Annotated in this window: 22 protein-coding genes; 1 reads left to right on the forward strand and 21 read right to left on the reverse strand. The window is 65.5% G+C overall.

All coding sequences use genetic code 11. The features are described 5' to 3' along the window. Positions 1-181 precede the first annotated feature (181 nt). The 11 genes from ACK3EW_RS21600 to ACK3EW_RS21650 all read right to left on the reverse strand — a co-directional run bounded on the left by ACK3EW_RS21600 (position 182) and on the right by ACK3EW_RS21650 (position 11,373). Positions 182-1,438 carry a phage tail sheath family protein gene (locus tag ACK3EW_RS21600; protein WP_493807807.1) on the reverse strand — a complete coding sequence of 419 codons (1,257 nt, stop codon included), beginning with the start codon at positions 1,436-1,438 and terminating at the stop codon, positions 182-184. Positions 1,439-1,542: 104 nt separating this feature from the next. Continuing rightward, on the reverse strand, positions 1,543-1,965 hold the full coding sequence (locus tag ACK3EW_RS21605) for a hypothetical protein (protein ID WP_493807808.1): 423 nt from the start codon (positions 1,963-1,965) through the stop codon (positions 1,543-1,545). A gap of 11 nt (positions 1,966-1,976) precedes the next feature. Next, complete coding sequence (locus ACK3EW_RS21610; protein ID WP_493807809.1) at positions 1,977-3,128, reverse strand: glycine-rich domain-containing protein; 1,152 nt, start codon at positions 3,126-3,128, stop codon at positions 1,977-1,979. A gap of 21 nt (positions 3,129-3,149) precedes the next feature. Further along, complete coding sequence (locus ACK3EW_RS21615; RefSeq protein WP_493807810.1) at positions 3,150-3,914, reverse strand: hypothetical protein; 765 nt, start codon at positions 3,912-3,914, stop codon at positions 3,150-3,152. Positions 3,915-3,925: 11 nt separating this feature from the next. Then, a complete protein-coding gene (locus ACK3EW_RS21620; RefSeq protein WP_493807811.1) occupies positions 3,926-4,414 on the reverse strand; it encodes a hypothetical protein in 489 nt (162 codons plus the stop codon). A 7-nt stretch (positions 4,415-4,421) separates the two neighbouring features. Then, complete coding sequence (locus ACK3EW_RS21625) at positions 4,422-4,613, reverse strand: hypothetical protein (protein ID WP_493807812.1); 192 nt, start codon at positions 4,611-4,613, stop codon at positions 4,422-4,424. Between the two features lie 8 nt (positions 4,614-4,621). Next, positions 4,622-7,825, reverse strand: a complete 3,204-nt coding sequence (locus tag ACK3EW_RS21630) for a DUF4815 domain-containing protein (protein WP_493807813.1) — start codon at positions 7,823-7,825, stop codon at positions 4,622-4,624. Between the two features lie 15 nt (positions 7,826-7,840). Next, the gene (locus ACK3EW_RS21635; RefSeq protein WP_493807814.1) at positions 7,841-8,536 is read right to left on the reverse strand and encodes a BW3TFN family phage tail fiber component; all 696 of its coding nucleotides are present in this window, start codon (positions 8,534-8,536) and stop codon (positions 7,841-7,843) included. 13 nt (positions 8,537-8,549) lie between these two features. After that, on the reverse strand, positions 8,550-10,052 hold the full coding sequence (locus ACK3EW_RS21640; protein WP_493807815.1) for a phage tail protein: 1,503 nt from the start codon (positions 10,050-10,052) through the stop codon (positions 8,550-8,552). After that, positions 10,001-10,849, reverse strand: coding sequence for a baseplate assembly protein (locus ACK3EW_RS21645; protein WP_493807816.1), 849 nt, complete (start codon positions 10,847-10,849; stop codon positions 10,001-10,003). Before ACK3EW_RS21645 ends, ACK3EW_RS21640 begins: the two co-directional genes overlap by 52 nt. Next, positions 10,846-11,373, reverse strand: coding sequence for a GPW/gp25 family protein (locus tag ACK3EW_RS21650; protein WP_493807817.1), 528 nt, complete (start codon positions 11,371-11,373; stop codon positions 10,846-10,848). The genes ACK3EW_RS21645 and ACK3EW_RS21650 overlap by 4 nt, the downstream gene beginning before the upstream one ends. 48 nt (positions 11,374-11,421) lie before the next feature. Between ACK3EW_RS21650 and ACK3EW_RS21655 the strand changes: the two genes are divergently transcribed. Beyond that, on the forward strand, positions 11,422-11,601 hold the full coding sequence (locus tag ACK3EW_RS21655) for a hypothetical protein (RefSeq protein WP_493807818.1): 180 nt from the start codon (positions 11,422-11,424) through the stop codon (positions 11,599-11,601). 10 nt (positions 11,602-11,611) lie between these two features. Here ACK3EW_RS21655 and ACK3EW_RS21660 read toward each other — a convergent pair whose 3' ends face one another. The 10 genes from ACK3EW_RS21660 to ACK3EW_RS21705 form a co-directional block, all read right to left on the reverse strand. Then, the gene (locus ACK3EW_RS21660) at positions 11,612-11,872 is read right to left on the reverse strand and encodes a hypothetical protein (RefSeq protein WP_493807819.1); all 261 of its coding nucleotides are present in this window, start codon (positions 11,870-11,872) and stop codon (positions 11,612-11,614) included. Positions 11,873-11,883: 11 nt separating this feature from the next. Beyond that, positions 11,884-12,180, reverse strand: a complete 297-nt coding sequence (locus tag ACK3EW_RS21665; RefSeq protein ID WP_493807820.1) for a PAAR domain-containing protein — start codon at positions 12,178-12,180, stop codon at positions 11,884-11,886. Between the two features lie 11 nt (positions 12,181-12,191). After that, positions 12,192-12,704 (reverse strand): phage baseplate assembly protein V, encoded by a 513-nt coding sequence (locus tag ACK3EW_RS21670; protein ID WP_493807821.1) that lies wholly within the window; start codon positions 12,702-12,704, stop codon positions 12,192-12,194. Continuing rightward, positions 12,704-13,498, reverse strand: a complete 795-nt coding sequence (locus tag ACK3EW_RS21675; protein WP_493807822.1) for a hypothetical protein — start codon at positions 13,496-13,498, stop codon at positions 12,704-12,706. The genes ACK3EW_RS21670 and ACK3EW_RS21675 overlap by 1 nt, the downstream gene beginning before the upstream one ends. Beyond that, entirely contained in the window at positions 13,495-13,911 is a 417-nt protein-coding gene (locus tag ACK3EW_RS21680) for a hypothetical protein (protein ID WP_493807823.1), read from the reverse strand. The genes ACK3EW_RS21675 and ACK3EW_RS21680 overlap by 4 nt, the downstream gene beginning before the upstream one ends. Positions 13,912-13,938: 27 nt before the next feature. Further along, a complete protein-coding gene (locus tag ACK3EW_RS21685) occupies positions 13,939-14,970 on the reverse strand; it encodes a major capsid protein (protein ID WP_493807824.1) in 1,032 nt (343 codons plus the stop codon). 179 nt (positions 14,971-15,149) lie between these two features. Next, on the reverse strand, positions 15,150-15,521 hold the full coding sequence (locus ACK3EW_RS21690; RefSeq protein WP_493807825.1) for a head decoration protein: 372 nt from the start codon (positions 15,519-15,521) through the stop codon (positions 15,150-15,152). 33 nt (positions 15,522-15,554) lie between these two features. Further along, positions 15,555-16,892 carry a S49 family peptidase gene (locus ACK3EW_RS21695; RefSeq protein ID WP_493807826.1) on the reverse strand — a complete coding sequence of 446 codons (1,338 nt, stop codon included), beginning with the start codon at positions 16,890-16,892 and terminating at the stop codon, positions 15,555-15,557. After that, positions 16,889-17,149 carry a hypothetical protein gene (locus ACK3EW_RS21700; RefSeq protein ID WP_493807827.1) on the reverse strand — a complete coding sequence of 87 codons (261 nt, stop codon included), beginning with the start codon at positions 17,147-17,149 and terminating at the stop codon, positions 16,889-16,891. Before ACK3EW_RS21700 ends, ACK3EW_RS21695 begins: the two co-directional genes overlap by 4 nt. Continuing rightward, a complete protein-coding gene (locus ACK3EW_RS21705; RefSeq protein WP_493807828.1) occupies positions 17,146-18,702 on the reverse strand; it encodes a phage portal protein in 1,557 nt (518 codons plus the stop codon). Before ACK3EW_RS21705 ends, ACK3EW_RS21700 begins: the two co-directional genes overlap by 4 nt. Between the last annotated feature and the right edge of the window lie 395 nt (positions 18,703-19,097).

The following is a 19,097-nucleotide window of genomic DNA, read 5'->3' on the forward strand; positions in this document are numbered from 1 at the left end:
TTGGGGGTGCGATCATCCGGGTGGGGCAGTCTCGTGGGCAGTCCCGGCGGCAGAGCTGCGCCGAGTCCGCCTGTCAGGGTTGGATGCTTGAAGGCGGTGGTATCGTCATCGCTGCAGAAGAGGTTAGCCGCCTTCATGAGGCATATATTTTACATTTTTACGTCTGCTTTTTGACGGGCGATCAGCCGGTGATGGTGCCGACCTGTGCCAGCAGCTCGTCGAGCAGGGCGTCGAGCGCCGGGCGATAGCGCGCGGACTGGATGCCGAGGTAGCGCAGGACCGGGGCTTCCTCGGCTGCGAAGGTGACGGTGAAGCGGCCCTGGCGCAGTTCTTCGGGGCTGTTCTGCGCGGGCAGGAACTTGACCTCGAAGCCGAGGATGTCGCCATCGGCCTTGAGGTTGCGCAGCGCCGTTTCCATCGTGTTCAGCACGGCCTGGATGGTCTGGCCGGTGATGTTGAAGCGGCCGAGGTAGAACCGCAGGGTGCGCAGCAGCATCAGGTGGATGTAATCGCGCCCGCGGGTGACGTTGTAGAACCGCCAGAGGTCATCCTCGCCGGCGGTGTCGGTGCCGACGAAGATAAAGCCGCCCTGACCAATGGCGCTCTCGACGCCCATCTCGCCGCGCAGCAGGATGCCGATATTGGCCGCGAGCAGGCTCTGGCCCTCGGTGGCGCCATCGGTAAGCGAGAAGGCAATCGGGCGCGAGGGGCCGACGATGCCCTGCACCGGCTGGTTGGCCCAGCTGTGGAAGGGGCGGCCCTGGAAGGCGTGATCCCGCCGGACGCCGATGCCAATGACCGCCGGGGAGAGCGGCTGGACCACGGTCACGCCGCCGTCAAGTACGCGCACCGCAGGGTCCACCGGGATCAGGCGATAATGCGAGATTGTCTCGCGCCAGTCGAGCGCGTCCTGCAGGGTGGTGGCGGGGCCATCGATCACCGCATGGGCCAGCAGCTTTTCGCAGATCGGGGGCAGCGCTGCGCAGACGGGGTTCGCGTCAGGTGCCGTGCGCTGGCTGGTAAAGCCCGGGGCACAGATCAGGCGCGGCGTGACGCCCAGCTCAGCAGGTGCGTTGAGGAACGCGCCGAGGCCAGTGGTGACACCGTCTCCGACGATGTTGGCCAGGGTTTCGTCGACCGCGCTGGCTTCCTCGCCGTCGGCGACGCGCACAACGACGATCTTTGCGGCCGCCTGAAAGGCCCCAAGCTGCGCGTTCACAAGCGTGATCGCATCGCGCAGGGTGCCGGCCGCGCCGAGGGCGGTGAGCTTGGTGGCGTCGTCCGAATAGAGAAACACCGGCGTGTTCAGCGGGAACGCGGAGGCGTCCGCGTCAGCCGCGGTGCCGATGATGCCGACGACGGACATGTCGCTGGCGACAGGCGGCCGCGGCTCATTGTCGATCCGCTGGATCGACAGGCCAAAGGTAGGATCAGACATGAGGGATGTCCTTTGCATGTATGGCACCCGGCGGGCGCTACGGAGGGTTGGAATTGGTGCGTTGGATTTGGGTTTGCAGACAGGCGCAGATGCCCGCAGAAAGATCAGCCGCTGCGAATGGTGGCACCGCGCTCTGCGGTGACAAAGCCATTGGCTTCGAGATAGGCGAGCCCTTCGGTGACATCCGGGCTGGTCAGGTCCACTTCTTCCGCGAGGGTCAGCATCAGCAGGAAGTCGGCGACCACCGGGTCTGTAGCCTCGGCTGCCCGCAGCGCGATGCGCTCAGTGCGTGTGAAGCGGCGCAGGAAGTCGAGGCGCGAGACCACCGTGACGGGCGCGGGCGGCGGGGGTGCTGCGGCTGCAACGGGTACTGGGGCCTCAAACTTGCGGCCGGTTTTGACAAAGCCCGGTTCAACCGCGTCCGGCACCTGCAGATACACTGCGTGCAGCGCGGGGTGAATGCGGCCCTCAAGGGTGTCCAGCACTTCGATGACGGTGCCGTTCACGACTTTTGCAAACTTGCTCATGGAATTCCCCTTTACAGGATCAGCGCGTATTGAAGGATGATCAGCCCGTCGCCACCGAGGCCATGACCTGTAGCCGTGCCGAACTGATAGCCGGACCCGCCACCACCACCTGCGTTGCCGCCATTGCCACCGGCGCAATACTGACCTGCGCCACCGCCGCCGCCGAGGACACCGCCATTGCCGGCCAGCATGTAGGCGTAGGTCGCCCCTGACGAATAGGGTGAGGCCGATCCACCGCCGGCACCCGGACCGCCATTACCGGCATTGGTGCCGGCACGATCGGAGGACTGGCTCGACATGGCATTTCCGCCACCACCACCTCCGCCGAGCAGGATTGTGTTTGGCTCGAAGAGGGCGCTGCCACCACCATCTCCGGCGGGCGTCATCGCGCAGGCTGCGTTGGAATAATTGGTGGAGCTTGCCCCCCGGCCTCCGGCACCGAGCAGACCGGAGCCACCGCTGCCGCCAAAGCTCTGATTGGCGCTGGAGTTCATCGCACTAGTGCCACGACTGGCAGTGCCAGCCCCGCCGACCGAGGCGTTGGCAATCTCGGGCATGGTGCCCGGAAAGCAGATCGAGGCCCCGCCACCGCCAGAGCGGGTGAACCCGTCCCCGCCGTTGAAGCCATCAATATGCCCATCGGGATGCGGTGCTGAGGCGCCACCGCCACCGCTGCCGCTGTTCGATACGATCTCGCCGATACCACCAGTACCACCACGGCGATTGATATCCCCGCCGACACCGATCCCGCCAAGGCCCAGACCTGACGCGCCTTGATTGTCGGCGCTGTTGAAGCCGCTATTCCCGCCGGTTGCGGATAGAAAGGCCCCAAAGGAGGATGTGCCTCCGGTGCCATCGTGAAAGCTGGACCCAGCACCGACGATGATTGGCACCGTACTGACGGTGGTGAGCTCAAAGATTGGAATCTCGGACATGGCGAGGCCACCACCGCCTCCGCCATGACCGTTTCCGGTGGCTGCCGTGGACAAGCCACAGGCACCTCCGCCGCCCCAGACACGCACCAGAAGCGGCACATTGGGATCGATTGTCTCGGGAACGACCCAATTGAACGTGCCTGCCACGTTGAACATCTTGATCTGGTTGCGTGGACCCACGCCATTGCCCCCGACCCGCGCAAGCGCCGGGTTGTAAATTGTCCGCATGTCGCGTCCTTTCGTGTTCAGTTAGATCAGCGCAGAGATGCCCCAGGCGGTCAGGGCCACGGTGTCGGTGTCTGCCAGCGCGTAGAGCCGGTCGCCGGGGCCAAGGATCAGTGCCGTGCGGTAAATGATCCCGCCGGGGTTCAGCGCGACGGCGTGTTCAAAGATGTGCCTGGGCTCGAGCACGATATCGATGGTGGCTGTCGCAGCAGCAGTACCACCGCTGAACGACACCGTTGGGGCCTCGGAGAAGCCTGTGCCCGGGTTGGTCAGCGTCAGGCTCAGCACGGCAAAGGTCAGCACGAAGGTCGCGCCAGAGCCTGACCCGCTGCTCACCGGCGCAGGGCTCTCTGGGAGAACTCCGTAGTCGCCCCCGGAGGTCAGCTCAGCCGCCTGAATGGCACCCGCGCCGTCCACGTCGGTGACTGTGATCACCGCCGCTGTCTGATCCGTCAGGGCGACCGAAAGCGCGTCGCCAACGGCGTAGCCGGTGCCCGCGTCCGTGAGGGTGATGCTATCGACTGTCATGCTGGCGGTTGCAGCTGCGCCAGTGCCGCCACCGCCCTCCAGCGTCACGTCCGGGATGGCGACATAGCTGGCACCGCCGTGTGTCACCGCAAGCCCTGTCACGCGCACCGCCTCGCGCGAGGCCGCATAAAGCGTCACGGTGGCGATGTCGGAGCCGGTGTTCACCGCATTGATGTTGAAGGTGGTCCGCCGTCCGGTGGGGATGGTCAGGACCTCCACCGCCGTGTCGGCCGCACTTATCTGGTTTGCAAGGATGCTCATGGGCCTGGTCCTCAGAGTTGATTGAAGAAAAAGGAGGTCGCAGTCAGGCCGGAGGCCGTCGCCACCGCCGCCAGCGCCGTCTCGGTGACCTCGGCCACAGCGCCCTCGGTGGTCGCCGCGACCGCCGCCAGCACCGCGTCCCGCTCTGTCCCGATGGCGGTGAGAGCCGCAGCCTGCGCCTCCGCAATCGGTGGCAAGGCTGCCGTTCCCGCCGCATTGATGCTGCCGACGTGATTTGCCAGCGCCGCATCGGCCGCCGCCAGCGCATCCGCAATGGCCTGCAAGGCATGGTCCCGAGACGCGGCCGCTGCGGCAGAGATTGCAGTGCGCTGTTCCTCGCCGAGCATCTCCACCTCGATGGCGGTGGTCTTGCCCGCGATGCGCTCAAGGGCCGTGCCCAGCATCGCGAGGTCTTCGGCCGTGGCCGTCTCCGAGGACGCCAGGGCCTCGATCTTGGTCTTGAGGGCGCTCAGCGCGCCCCGGAGCATGATGTCTGTCATGGGGTCCTCACAGTTTCAGTCCGATGAAGTCGTGCACCCAGCGCCGCCGGGTCTCGGCGATCTGAGCCGTGACGTCCGCGTCAGCCGCAACCAGCGTGACGCGCAGCCGCTCGATATCCGCCTGCATCGTGTTGTCAGCATGGGGGAGCGGGTAGCCCCTCCCGGAGGTGCGCTCGTCCCGGTTCACGCCGTCGGCCATGCCTCACCTCACTTGAGAATGGCGCGCAGGGCGCTCACAAAAGGCCGCGCTGCGGGGGTGCCCGACAGCGCGATCTTGATGCGGGTCACGTTGGCCGCCCCCACACCGGCAAAACCGGACCCGACATAGTGCCGCTCCTCACCGCCGTTCTCGATGGGCTGGCCGCTTTCGAGCGACAGCGCAGACCAGCCCGCATCCGTCTCGGCAAATACCGCCACGCCAGCCCCGGGCGGGATCAGTGTGTCGAGATAGACCGAGACATCAAACGTCGCTGCCGCCGGGATCGCCCGGCTGACATACTCCGCCTCGGAGGCCAGCGCGCCGTTCAGCACCTGCACACCGGGGAAGAGAACCGGTGTGAACCGCTCCGAGCCCGAGAGCACCGCCTCCACGCTCAGCCTGTCCGAGACGCGCGCCGCCAGATTGAGCGCAGCGCCTTCCGTCATGCGGAACACCTGGCCCCCACTGTCGCGCAGCACGAAGGTCACATCGGTCTCGGACGACATGCGCTCGACACCCGCCAGCGCGATGAAGTCGGTGCTTTGCGAGACCGTGATCTCCCCAAGCGCCACCGTCCGTGTGGTTTGCGTAAAGCGCGCCGCCAGCAGCCGGAACTTCAGGTCCCGCTCCTGATGCGGGGTCCAGGTCGAGGCGTTGGAGGAGGACAGCAGCACGCCGATCCGGTAGGGCTGCGCCGTCACCCAGGTTTCCGTCTCGGCGTCATACTTGCCCAGCTCCGCCACCCGCAGGGCGTGGTCCGGATCGTCGGTCAGAAACACCAGCGCGTATTCGCGCCCCGCCCGCAGCAAGGTCGGATCAAACGCCAACCGGGTCGACCCACCCAGAGTGACCGTCGCCATGTCGACTTCGCTCGAGGTCACGACAGTGTCGTTCGGGAAGCCGACCGTGGTCTCTCGGATTTGCACGATCGTGGGCGCATCTGCGCGGCCGATCGCGTCAAACCAGACGTCGAGCCCCGCCACCACCGTGTCCACATCCAGCACAAGCGTCTGCGCCAGCGGGTCCCACCGCCGGGGAGGCCGCGGCGGCGGAGGTGGCGGCGGCGGGCTCCAGCGCACCGTCCGCCGCGTCGTGACACTGCGGAAGGTGTTGGTGATGATCGTGCCGTTGGCGGTATACGTGCTTTCGCCGAACGATCCGGCCTCGCCCAGAAAGGTCACGCTCTTGGATCCGGTGGGCACGCCGGGCGGGATCGTGAAGGAGGAGGTCAGCACCCCCGCCGCGTCTGCCATCGGTGCAGGGTCTGGCGTCACGTCGAGCCCGTCAAATTCTACCCGCAGCAGTGCCTCGCTCGGGTCCATGCCCCGCAGCGTGAACCCAACCGACCGCTGCCGAATGTCCAGCGCGGCGCGCGAGGTGGAGGACACAAGCTCGGTGCTGGTGGAGACCGACGTGCTGGACAAGCGCCCGGACCCCGAAGTGAAGGCCCGGGTGATGGCGGAGGTCCATTGCGTCTCGACTGTGGTCCAGTTGTCCACCGACGGCACCAGGGTGACCGCCGCCGGCACCGGCTCGAAGTTCATGTAGGGGTTGATCTTCATCGCCCGCGTGCTGGCCAGCTGCTCGAGCACCGGTGTCAGCTCATAAGCCAGCGTCCACGTCGCCGAAGCGCCCTCTGGCGGTTCCTGAACCGCTGCCGTGATCGGCAGGGTCAGCTCGCCCCACAGCACCGCCGCGCTCTGTGGGATGCCCTGGTCGCGCAGGTCGTCGTCGAGGAACGGGTCGACAAACACCCCGAGCTTGGAGGTGGGATCGGTGATGTTGGCGTCATTGCGCAGCCGTTCGATGGCGACGAGCTGGAACAGGCTGCTGATCTGGCGTTGCATCGCGGCAAGGTCTGCAAAGGGCACAGCCCGGGTCGCGGTGTTGCGCACCAGCGGCACCCGGTCGGCAAACCAATCCAGTGCCACCTCCGCCAGAGGCAGCACGCTGCCCGGCAGCTGCGGGGGCTGCGGGTTGAGGGTCTGCGAGACGCCGCGCACCCGCGAGAGCTGACCACCCGCGCTCATCACCAGCGCATCGATGCGTGGCAGCTTGTAGGCATAGTCGATGAACACCGTGGTCCCGGTCACGGCACCCGAGACGGTCACGGTCTCATCCGTCACAGCATCCGGGGCGATGCTGTCGATATAGCGATAGGTGACCGAATAGCTGGAGCCCGGCGCAGGCTCCGCACCGCCCGGGGACCAGTCGATGCGCCCGGCCGAGACCACGTAATCCACCCCTTGCGTATAGGCGGTGCCGCCTTGCGACACGCTGAGGACCGCAACCACCGTGCTGTTCGCAAGCGGGTCCGATGCTCCGGTGAAGGCGCCATGGGTGACGGTCTCGGGGGTCTCGCGGGTGATCGTGACGTCCGTGACCTCGGCGATGGGGGCGAGATTGACCGGGATCACCGCGGTGCCGGTGCCGCCATCGGCAAAGCCATGCGGCTCGGCATTTACCGCCCGCAGGTCCGGATCGACGGTCCAGCGGAGACGGGTGGATTGCGGGCGCTCGACCTTGAGCCCACCGACATTGCCGACACCTTCGGCGAGCGAGAAGACATATTCCTCCGCCGCATCGTCGCGGGTCAGATAGGTGAGCTCCAGGCCAGTGGCGACATAGGAGCCATTGGCCTCGCGGTCATAGCGCGCCACGGTTTGCAGCACCGCGTCGAGCTCGGGGGGCTGGATCCTGCTGTCGAGTGTGCCATTGGTAACAGTGTAGATCGCATGGAACTGACCCTCACCACCGTCGTTCTGATTGCCGCTGTCCCAGCCCCAGAGGATCTGCTCCTTGCGACGTGCGGCCCCGGGCTCCTGATAGTTGCGGGTGCCCACGGCCGGGTCGCGCAGGGCGGGGTCCTCGAGCTCGGTGACGATGGTCTCGACAAAGCGCACGCCGAGGGCCACCGTCCGGTCCATTGGAACGACAAAGGTTGCAGCACCGACGGGGCGGGCTGCGCCGCGCAGATAGACGATGCCGGAGGCCAGGTTGACCTCGCCGGTGGCGGGATCGACGGAGACGTCGCCATCGCGGATCAGGTCGCCTTCCTTGAAGATGGCGTCGCCGATCCTGGCGAGGCGGTCCGCGAGCCAGGTCTGGACCTCGTTCAGCTCGCGGCTTTGCAGGCCGTCGCCGGCGCGGAACATCAGCTCTGCATAGCCGGAGGCCGAGTTGTAGAGATTGTAATAGCGGTCGAGCGCCACGGGTGGGCCTCCTGATCAGAACGTGACCACGAACTCGAAAGTCTCGCGGGTCGAGGGTTGGCGGATGATCGGGACGGTGTTCTGCACGATCAGCAGGATCCCGGGATCGGTGATGGCGGCGGGCTCAAAATACCGCAGCCCCGCCGGGAGGGCGGGATCGGTGGTGGTGCCGACAAACAGGCCTTGCTCGCGGATCACCGCATCGGGGGCGTCCTCGAACTCGAAGCGCACCCGCACGAAGAGGTGGTTGGTGGGTGTGGCCGACAGCGTGAAGCGGCCGGTGGGGGCGACAATCGCGCCTGCATCATCCGCGACGACAAACGCCACTTCGTCCACCGCGCGGCGGCCGAGCTCACCCAGCAGCGCAGTCTGAGTGACGTCCGGCGGGGGCGTGTCGATGGTGTAATCCACGCGGACGGTCGCCTCGGGTGGGATACCGCCTGTGACGATCCGTGTGATCCGGCCGGTGGTGGCGTCCACGGTATACTCTGTCCCGGCCGAATAGGTCGTGATCCCATCCGCAGAGGCAAGCGCCACGCCTGAGACGTAAGCGTGAGGCAGCTGCAGCACATCGTTTGCGCCAAACGTCAGGGCCCCCTGCGGGGCGGTGCTGCCCCATTCGATGTTGCCTGTACCCCAGGCAAGATGGAGCGGGCGCTGGCGGATTGCGTCCGCCAGGGCTGCGCGCCCCGAGCGCGTCATGATAGCCATTCAGGCCTCCTCGTCAGTCTGTGTTGGGTGTGTCCGTGCGGTGCATGGCCTCGACGAGGACCTGCACTTCGGACCAGGGCTGGTCGACGTAAGTGAGCGGCAGCCAGAACTGCCCGGCGTAAGTTGTGTCTCCGGTGAATTCGCTGAACCGGGTGGGAGACGCCGCCGGATCATAGAGCTCAGGCAGCAGTGCCCGAGACGGATTGGTGGGCGTCAGGGCGAGACCGTCGCCCACCGCTCGCGCATCGGCCCGGCGCACCTGTCCGGGAATGAAGCGGTCCTCGTCCGAGACCCGCGCGTCCGCGCGCACCGCGTCGCGTACATGAATGAGCAATTCGTACGTGTTGGCCGCAATCACGCGCGCGGGCGGGGTGCTCCAAACCGGCGGTAAAATCCGCCGCGTTTCCGAAAGGCGATAAAACTGTGATCGGCCGCCGATGACTTGGCACCGAACCGTGTCGCGCCATCTGAATGTGGCGTGCGGCAATGGCACGAGCGCAGATGCGACGGCCCTGCGTTCGAACATCTCCGTGCGCTGGATGCGCCGCACCTCTGCCGGAGCGCCGGAGACCGCAGCCTCCTCGGAGAGCCGCCTGCGCCCCGCGTAGAACACCCACTCCACCGGGGGTGTTCGGCTGTTGGTATCCCCGAGGCGCATTCCCTCCGAGAGCACCATCTGCGCGCGCTGGAATTTGCGGACAGGCTCGAAGTCGGCTGGCTCGTCCGGGACGCCGTCGGTGTTGGCGAGCGTGAACAGGTGCGCGTGATAGATAAACGGGTTGGGCGTTGCCCGGTCGTCGTCGAGCACGCTGTCCGACAGAACAAACCGACCCGGCAGGAAGGCGCGCCCGACATGGTCGACGAATATCCCTGCATGTGTCCGCACCTCCGGCGCGGGCACAGTTGCGGGAAACACGCGCCCAAACGACAGGCGCGTCTGCCCATCTGTGTGACGCACGCCGCTGTAATCGCTGAGCAAACCGTCACCGAGCCGCGTGTCGTCCAGCTTGATCCGCCGCAGGTCGTAGCCGTGAAAGATGCGCGCCAGCCGCGATCGCGCTGGCGCCGACAGGCGCGCCAAGGCGATGAGATCGTCGATGTCCTCAAGCGGTGTCACCGCATTCGTGTCGATCTGGAACGCGGCAAAATGTTGCCCGGGCTCCTCCTGGAAGACCTGAACCCCGTCGAGATCGCGCCACGAGAAGGCAAGTCGCAAGGCCTCGGGCGTGCCGCGCAAGCGCTGCCAGCGAATACCCTCCCGCAGCGCGCGTTGCGGATCGCTCAGATAGGGGAGGATATCTCCCAGGCCGTACTCCCAGATCAGCCAGGGCACAAACGGATCAAAGCCGTCGAGCTTGGCCCGGGCGTTGGGTCGGATGGCCGGGGCTCTGGCATCCAGCGCCGTCGCGGCCTCCATCGCGCGCTCAAAGGTGGTGGCACCCGGTGGCAGGAACGACTGCGTGGTCATCGGTCCCGCCCGCCGAAGGTGATCTCGACCGATCCCAGCGCCGCGCACTGCTCCTCGGTAATGATCGTATCACCAGACGGAAAGGCCAGTTCGACCCGCTGCACCCCTGAAGGGTGGAGTTGCGCGTTGATCCAGGACCGGGTCAAATCCCAGCCAAGCCCGCGCGCCGCCGCAAAGCGCGCGGGGAAGTCGATGCGCAGCTGCTCGATCACCTGAGCGGGGGTGTCGGGATAAAGAAAGACCCTGGCCGCCACATCCACGGGCACGATGCTGGCCGAGACCACCTCGACCGTGTCGGTCAAGACGCGCACATCATCGCGCAGCACAATTGCCCGCACAGCCGTGAGCAGGTCCTCGGACGAGGCCCCGTCGCCCTCGGCGGAGAGCACGGCAATCCGCACGATGCCCGCGCTTGGGGAGGAGACCGCCGCATCGGAGACCCGCTCGTCCGCCGTCAGGGCCCAGTACCGGTAATGCGCGGCACCTCCTGCGTTGGACCAGCCCTGGATACGCTGTTGCACCCGCAGGCGCAAAGCGGTGTCGGTCTCATCCGTCAGGCGGGTGACACCGTAGAAGCTGGCGAGATGGTCAAGGTCGGTGGTCCTCGCAAAGGCCAGCAGGTTAGCACGCGCCGCGTCATTGACCCGTTGCCGCAGCAAGAGCTCGCGATAGGCGCAGACCTCGAGCAGCTTGCGCGCGGGCTCGCTTTGCAGGTCGATCACCGGCGCAATCGGCGCGAAGCGCGCCACCAGATCGTCGCGCATCGCCCGCAGGATGACCTCGAAGTCCAGCTCCTCGATGACGCCCGGAGCCGGGAGCGAGGACAGGTCGATGGGTGTCGTCATGGAACATGTCCCGGCAAATGTTGATCAGACTGGACACCTGAGCCCCGACTGACTGGGATAGGGGACTTTGTCTCGATTCCTTGTGCAATCGAGACACCCTCGTCCTTGGCGTCAATGACCAGGCTGCGCAAACCGGCGGAGGTGGGATCCCCCAGCAGGGCCCGGGGGCGGTATTCGCCAGAGATCGACAGGCGCACCACACCGTCCCGGGTGACATCCTTCAGTCCAATCTCCGTCACCTTGAACCGTGGCTCCCATTGCTCGATCGCCGAGGTGAAGGCCGCAAGAAACAGCGGCATCTCCGATCGGTTGATCTGCCGTCCGAGCAGCGTGGGCACAAACGAGCCGTACCATTCGCGCATGACGCGCGCGCCAAACGCGTCGTGAAGATGTCCTGCAAGGACTGCACCACATGCGGCCAGCCCATGAGCGTGCCCCCTGTGACCGCGTTCAGGCCAACCGAGGGGGTGTTGTGATTTGGCGCCATGCCGACGCGTCCCATTGACCGAAGACCGGACGTTCATCAAAAGCCGCTCCTGCCGGTGCAACGCGACTCGAACGAAACGATCAAAATGAAAAAATGCATGTATTGCGGTGGCACCTTCCGCGAGACCGATCAGACCTTCCCGAACTGCGAAGAACCCACAGCACCGATCCTGCGAAAGAAACCGGCCCCAAGGGAACTCGTGTTCCAGACCACGCGGACGAAGCAAGACGGTAAGGCAGACACAGCAAGCAAAGATGACGGCTGAGGGCCGCGGGTTACTGCTTCGGAGACGCACCGCGTTCTTTGCTGATTTTAGCCTGGCCATCACCGGTCTTGGGTCTTGTTGCCGTTTGGCTTTGCGCTGCATCGCCAATGTGCTCAGGCGCATCGGTGTTGACGTCCAGCAGCCTTAGCGTGCCGAGCCGAACCTCGTGCTCGGCCTGCTTTTCCGTCAGCGTCAGCACCGTCCCGACGCCGGTATTGTTTGTCCCGGCGACGAAACGCCCGGCTGTCTCGGTGATTGCGTAACGTGGCATGTTATGCCCTCCTATCTTGCAAAAACGTCCGGCGAGCCGTCGGTAATTGCGCCTGCGTCGATGGCGTCACCGACCCGGGCAATTGACATTGAATTGGCGAACACCGTGGCGCTGCCGCCAGCGATGGACACCGTGTGCGGGAGGCACAGTTTCCCGACGAGGCGCGTGTGCGACGCAGAAGGGTCGCCCTGGCGGGACACACCAATACCATTGGCAAAGACGTTTCCGCTGCCCCCGGCAATTGTGCTCGTGCTGTCGCAAGGGTGGCCCGTTGCAAACGGGTCCCCGATCCGCGCAACTGCTGGCATGGGCGCCTCCCTCAGTTGAGATCGATGCGCGCGCCGGTGATCTTCACGCCCGCATCTGTCATCTCGATGCTGCTGCCGCCCGTGTAGAGCGTGACCTTCGCCGAGCTCAGCTCGAACAGCGTGCCGCCCACATCGACCCGCACCAGATCATCCGCCAGCGTCATGCGGACATTGCCATAGGTCACGACATTCTCGTCGCCGGCTTTGGATGGGCTCGGATTGCCGCTGTGATGGGTCAGAGGCAGCGCCACCGCCTGCTGAAAATCCCCGCTGGGGGACATTGCCGTGAGCTGTTGCCCCACCGTGGGTGGGGTGTGCACGCGCAGCGCCCCCGAGAATTGCGCATAGGGCACCCAGGGCGACAGGAAGCGTCCCCCAGCCCCGTGAGCGGGTCCAAGGTCCAGCCGCACGCGCTGGCGCTCGGGATCCACCTCCGCCACCGTGCCGTGGCGCAAGACACCCGCAAACCGCCGCTCCAGCTCGGCCACCCGAGAGACCAGCTCGACCAATTCGCGCACCGCCATCAGGGCACGTCCTCGGTCACGGTGACCACGCCGGCACCGGTGCTGATCGCGCCCATGATAAATTCCACCGGGTCCACCAAAGGCGCGTCCCCTGCGCCAAACCCGAGGCCGTCCGAGACCTCGAGCGGAACACCCAGTGCATGCGCCGCGCGACGCCACTCGGGGACAAGCGTGCCCTCGATCTCTGCCCGGATCAGCGATGCAATGCCGGCCATCGTCGCGTCTGCTTCCATGAGCGTCAGCACCTTCGACCATGCCCCGGCCGCAGGGAGTGCAGCGCCGGGGACGGGGGCGTCGATCAGATCGCAGCTCAGCGTCAGCTGACGCGCCGCGAAGCGCACACCGTTCTCAGCGGAGGCGCCGCGTCGCGACACCTGCCGCGTGATCCGCGGCACCAGCATCATCCACGCTCTGGACCACGCCCCGTCATCCCGCGTCAGCGCCGAGACCACCTGATGCTCCATCAGGTCAAGCGTCAGCTCCATCCCCTCATCGGTATGCGGGATGGCGATGGTAAGAGCGCCGCCGTCTCCGTCCTCGGCTGGAACCTCGACGCGCGAGGCAATGGCAAGCTCGATCACCAGATCACAGCGATGCGTGCCGCTGCCGAGATCGCGCCCGGTCACCTCCAGCGCATGCTCATCCGTGGTCAGCACCAGCAGCGGCTGGCGCTGCGCGGCGATCGTCTGGTCAATCGGGTCCACCGCGCTGTCGAACACCCGCGCGCCCGCCAGTGTCTTGTCTCTCAGCGCCCGGGCGGCCGCAAGGCGCATGGCCAGTCGCGTCAGGCTCATGGCGTCTCGTCCTCCAGAACCAGGATCAGGGTCAGGTCCCCCATGTCCGACGGGTGGACCTGAGAGAGTGCATAGACCGGCGCTTCTGGACGCCCGGTCAGGGTCAGCGCGTCGCCCTTTACGGGTCGCGCGGCCAGCGCCCGAACCTGCTCCGCAGGAAGCCAGAACTCAGCGCTCTGCGACACGACGCGCGTGCCGCCAGAAAATGCAGCCCCCGCAGTGCTGCCCTTGAGAGGGGCATCCGCGGGCCCCGCCGAGAACACGCCCTTCACGGTGGCAACCCGGCGGGACGGATCCTCTGCGCGCGCGACATATTGGGACGAAACACGCGGTCGCAGGATAGCGACCTCCCCGAAGGCCGCGTCAATCGTCCCGGAGACCTGCGCGTCCAGATCATCAAAGAGGGTGGACATCCTTTCATCCTTTCAATGCACGCTGGATTACGTCCGCTTGCCCGGGATCAGCACCCGCGGGCGGGTGCAGTATTGCAGCGCGTTCATCTGGAACTCGAGGTTCACACCCTTGCCGTTCTGCATCTCCCATTGCTTTCCGTAGAGGCGCTGGCCCGGGGTGTTCACCGTCTCGATGTAATCGGCCGGGGCATAGACCGTGCGGAAGAGGCCGGGGACACCCATGGGGACGAGGTGGCACTTGTCGGTCTCGATGCCGACATTCTGACCGCCGCGATAGTTCATCCAGGTGATGCCGCCGAACTCGAAGGCGCCGTAGATGCCGGACGACCCCGAATTGATATACGCGTTGCGCAAGCTCGCCGCGTCGGCATAGCCCTTGTAGGTCTCGCGCACTTCCGGGTGGGCGATCAGGTCATCGAAGAAGGCATCCCCGCACAGGGCCATGATGCCGGTATAGGGCAGACCGTCCAGAATGGCGGCCATCTGGCGGATGACCCCGGCGCATTTCTTGCGCAGCGCGCCATCGGCGGCACTGGCATTGTCGAGATCGAAGTCCACCACCGCCTGCTGGCTTTCGCCGAACTCGGTGAAGTAGTCAAAAAGGACGGAGCCGTCCGCGTCGAGCAGCTGACCGGTCTTGAGGATGTTGAGCCGGTGGTATTCCTCGGTCAGCGCGAAGAACTGGCTGGCCTCTGCGGCGCGGTCGGCGATCTTCTGCTGCAGCCGCTCGACGGCGACTTCCTGGCCAAAGGCGCGCACCTGCTGGACCTCGTCGGCATAGATGGCATCGTCCACCTGGAAGTGGGGCACCTTGAGCATGCGCATGGCGCGCTTTGATTTGTCGAAGGTCTGGCCGGGACCGCCCCTTGGGCTGGCGGAGACCAGCATGCGGTTCTGTTCCTTGTCCTTTTCGATGGCGATATCCAGCGTGTCGATGCTGGTGGTCTGGAACAGCCCCATCTGTCCGATGCGGGACGGGGTGTACTTGATCTCACGAAGCGCGTCCGTGAGCCGCATGACGCTGAAGGCGTCCTGACTGAAGATGTTGAGGATCGACATGGGGGGTCCTTTATTGCGTCGGCGCGCGGGTGGATTGGGCACGCGGGATCGGCCCGCTGCTGTCAGAGCGCGGGGATTGGGCGCGACAGATCAGCCTGCAGCCTCTGGCGGCAGCGGATCGGATGGAAACTGTGAGGAATTCGGGGCTGGCGTTAGCCCATGGCGACAGTCGTCCGCGCTCAGCGCAGGATGATGCCGACCGAGGCGAGGTCAGCTTGGGCTGCGGCCTTTTCCGCCGCCTGATCACGGTCGGGGTGCCAGGTCAGGATTTTGCCGTTCACCTCGGCATCCCGAGTGATGGCGGCAATCGCAACATCACGTGTGGTGGCATCACAGCCATAGAGTGCAATGGCGACTGCGGTCTGGCTGCCATCGGTGGCGCTGACAGCGCTCGCGAGATATTTGCCGCTTGCCGTGATTTTGCCAAGCACCGTGCCCGGGGCGATGATGCCCGCGCCACTTGCGATGGTGATGTTGTCCCGCGAGCGCTGGCCATTGGCCTCGGTCATCAGGAATTCGCCGGGATGCCGGCCTTCAGTCAGAACTGTCATGAGGGGATGTCCTTGGATTGCATGGAGTGCATGTCAGCCGAATCGCGCATTGGCATTTGTGACGGCTTTGGCCCAGCCGGCGATACTGCGCTCGGCGCGATTGTGGAACTCGGCCGGAGTTTCGGCCCCGAGTTCGGTTTCTTGCGCCGCCCTTTCAGCAATCGTTGTGGGAACCGATGACTTGGGTGACGCCGTCAGAACTTTCGCTGCATCTTCCGCCGTCATCTCGGTCTCGAGTGCAAGCACCAGCGCCTGGGCCTCTCGACCTTCGGTTTCTGGGGCCGTCAGGATGAATTTGATCCGCGCCGTGGCCTCGGCCTTGCCGGCGGTGACACCAGCGGCATGGGCTTCCGTCCGGGCCACATCGACAGCAGCCTGCAGATCAGCGGGGCTGAAGGCCGAGGCTTCGCCCTGTGGCGCCTCGGTTTGGATGATTTTGGTCATGGGTCCTCCCTTTCTCTGGGGGCTTGCCCCGGAGGGCGGTTGCGCAAAGGTGGCGATCACCTCGTCGAGGCTCGCCACACGGTCGGCGAGGCCTTGGGCAATGGCATCGGTGCCGAGATAGGTGCGGGCTTCCGTCGCCCGGATCGCGTCGGCGCTGATCTGGCCTGCACGCCCTTCGGCCACGAGACCCACGAACTGGTCGTAGATCTTCATCACCTCCGCCTGCAGGTCGGCGCGCACGGCGTCCGACAGCGGTCCAAACGGATGGCCATCCACCTTATGGGCGCCCGCGTGAATGAGCGTCGGCTTTACGCCGCGGTCTTCCAGTTCCCCCGAGCGATCGAAATGGGTCAGCACCACGCCGATCGATCCGACCATCGAGGTCGGCGAGACAATGACCTCACTGGCCGCGCTGGCAATGCCATAGGCGGCAGAAGCAGCGACGTCATTGACGAAGGCCAAGACCGGTTTGGTCTGGTTGATCGCGCTCACCAGTCTGGCCGTCGCGAACATGCCCGTCGCCTCACCGCCGGGGCTGTCGATATCCAAGAGCACCGCCCGAACTTCCGGATCAGCTCGCGCCTCCCTCAGCTGCGCCGCAATGCCCTCGTAAGACACGAGCCCCGAACTGGCCCCGATCCAGGCGCCGCGGTTCACCAGACTGCCCACGATCGGCAGGATCGCCACGCCGTTTTCCACGCGCAGCGACCCCACGCTGCCATTGTCGCGGCGGTATGTGCCAACGAAGCGGTTCGACTGCGGGTCTGGCGCCGCCAAAGGCGCGATGCCGATCCGCCCCTGCAGCACATGCAGGATCAGATCGACCTTGTCCGGATGCAGCAGCAGCGGCCGGTTCAGCACCCGGCTCGCGATCTGGGCAAGCGACGGTGCTGCCTGGCTTTGAAGGATGTCCGGTGGTTCGGTCATCTCATCCCTCCTGCAGAAAGTGCAAATCGGCGCGGGCCGTGGCCCTGCAGCTTGGCACACTGCTCTTCAAAGCCCCGAATGACCGCCAGGAGCCGGTCGGGATGCGCGCTGTGATACCGCACCGAGCGTTCCACCCCGTTCGATCCCGCCCGGAACCGCACCTCCATGGCGCCTTCGCCGGCAACAAGCCGGACATAGACCTGCCGCAAGCTGGCCGCCGCCGTGCAGGGATCAGCCTCATCGATCTGAACTGTCATGGGTCATCCTCTGCATCCGCGTTGGCGGGGTCAGCGTCTTCGTCATCTTCATCACCAGCATCATCACCATCGCCGCCTGTGGGACCACCGCCCTGCGCGCCCATCATCTGCGGCTCGGGCAAACCGTATTCGGCCCGCAAGGCCCGCTCTTGCGCCAGCTGCTGGTAGACATCGTCCACATCGGCACCGAGATCGGTGCAGATCATCGCATCCGACATCACGCCGAGCCGCTTCCAGACCTCATGCGCCTTGGCTTTCTTCAGATCATCCGCCTGCGGTCGCGGATCGCCGCGCCACTCCGCCCGGCACGCCGCCGTGCGGTTGGCCATGAACCCTGCCACACCGCCCGGAAAAGGCACACCGCCCGCTTCGATCTCTTCCTCGAGCCAGGCCTCGTAAATCGGCTGACAGAACGGCGCCATGATATTCCGCCGTCGCGCTTTCGTGATCGCGAATATCTCCGTCGTCGCCGCCTGCAGCGAGGAATAGGTCGCCCCCACATTGTCGCCCGTCGCGCTTTCATAGGTCAGCCCAAGGCACCGCGCGAGCTCTCGCAGCAGATGCATCGAGAAGGCTGCGTATTCCGAAGATGGCTGGTTGGCCGTGTGGAAGGTCAGCTCCTGACCCGGAAACAGATGCGCCAGCCGGCCATTGATCCCGACATCCAGCGTGCTGTCGTCATAATACCCCGCCACCATCTCGATATACGCCTCCATCGGCGACACACCCTGCGCCAGCATCTGCGCCTGCTCCTGCGGCGTCAGCAGACCCGCCAGCACCTGCTCGGTCGGCTCGTCCGAAGTGATCGTCACCGCAAAGAGCGTCTGCACGATCGCCGCCATCAGCGTGGCATCCGCCAACTGGTCGAATTGCCGCGCCACCTGCAGCGCCGGAACCAGCGGCGAGATGCCCCGATGCGTGCCCGGCGCACCCTCGAAGACATGGATCACCCGCGGGCGTCCCGCCCGGTCCCGTGCCCGCACGTCATATTCCACATCATGACCAAACAGGTCCTTGCGGATGGCCCTGTAGCCCACCGGCATGCCGTCAGCATTGGTATAGACCCCGTTGATCAGCCGTCGCAGGCTTTCAGTCTTGCGCGACAGCCGCTGCGGCGGCAGCAGGCGCACTTTGGTGCCGTAGCGGTTCCATGGGCGTTTGCGCCAGGGCAGCTCTGCGAGGATTTCCCCGGTCACCAGCCAGGACCGAAACGCCGCCGCCTGCATCTGGCCAAACGTGCGCAGGCCCTGAATGTCGCATTCCTGAGCGCTCCGGGCCCAGAGCTCGAACCGCCGCTCCACCGTCTTGGCCCAATCGGACGCCTCCGCAGGCGCCATGCCGAAGGTCTCGTTCTCCGGCAGGGCCTTCAGCTGCAGCCCCGTACCCACGGTATTGGCCACACATTGCTCCATGGCACCAGCCAGCCAGCCGCTGTTGTGCAGCAGATCCTTGACCCGGGCTGCCGCATCGTCCCAAGCCTCGCCGATATCGTCCTGCGCCTCCCGCAGCGCAGGCTTCCAGCCCGCAAAGGTCACGCCCCGACCGCCGCGCATGTATTTGCCCGAGGGGCGGGGGAGTGGGGCAGGCCCTTGTGGCAGGCCAAGCGGTATCGCCTCTGCAAGGAGAGATTTGAGCCTTTGAATCATGAGCAATTGACCTTATCGGAATACTGCGGCTGGCCTGCACCTGTTCTGCTCCAGCCGCCCGCCGCTGCCTCCGCTTTCCAGATGCGTTGATGGCAGCGGCTTCAACACAGTTTTTCTTGTATTTCTTGAAGTTCGATTTTTAATGTTCTGGCAGCCTCGGGTTTTGGCGATGAGAGGCTGCATGTGCTGTATGTCGTGCTTTCCTCTGAATACCATCCACGACAGAAAGCACGGGCAGCGCCCTCACACACTCCATGTTGGTCTCGTTGATCCCGACAGAGGGCGCTGCCAAAACCTTGATC

Source organism: Marivita sp. NO-S04, from assembly GCF_059070475.1.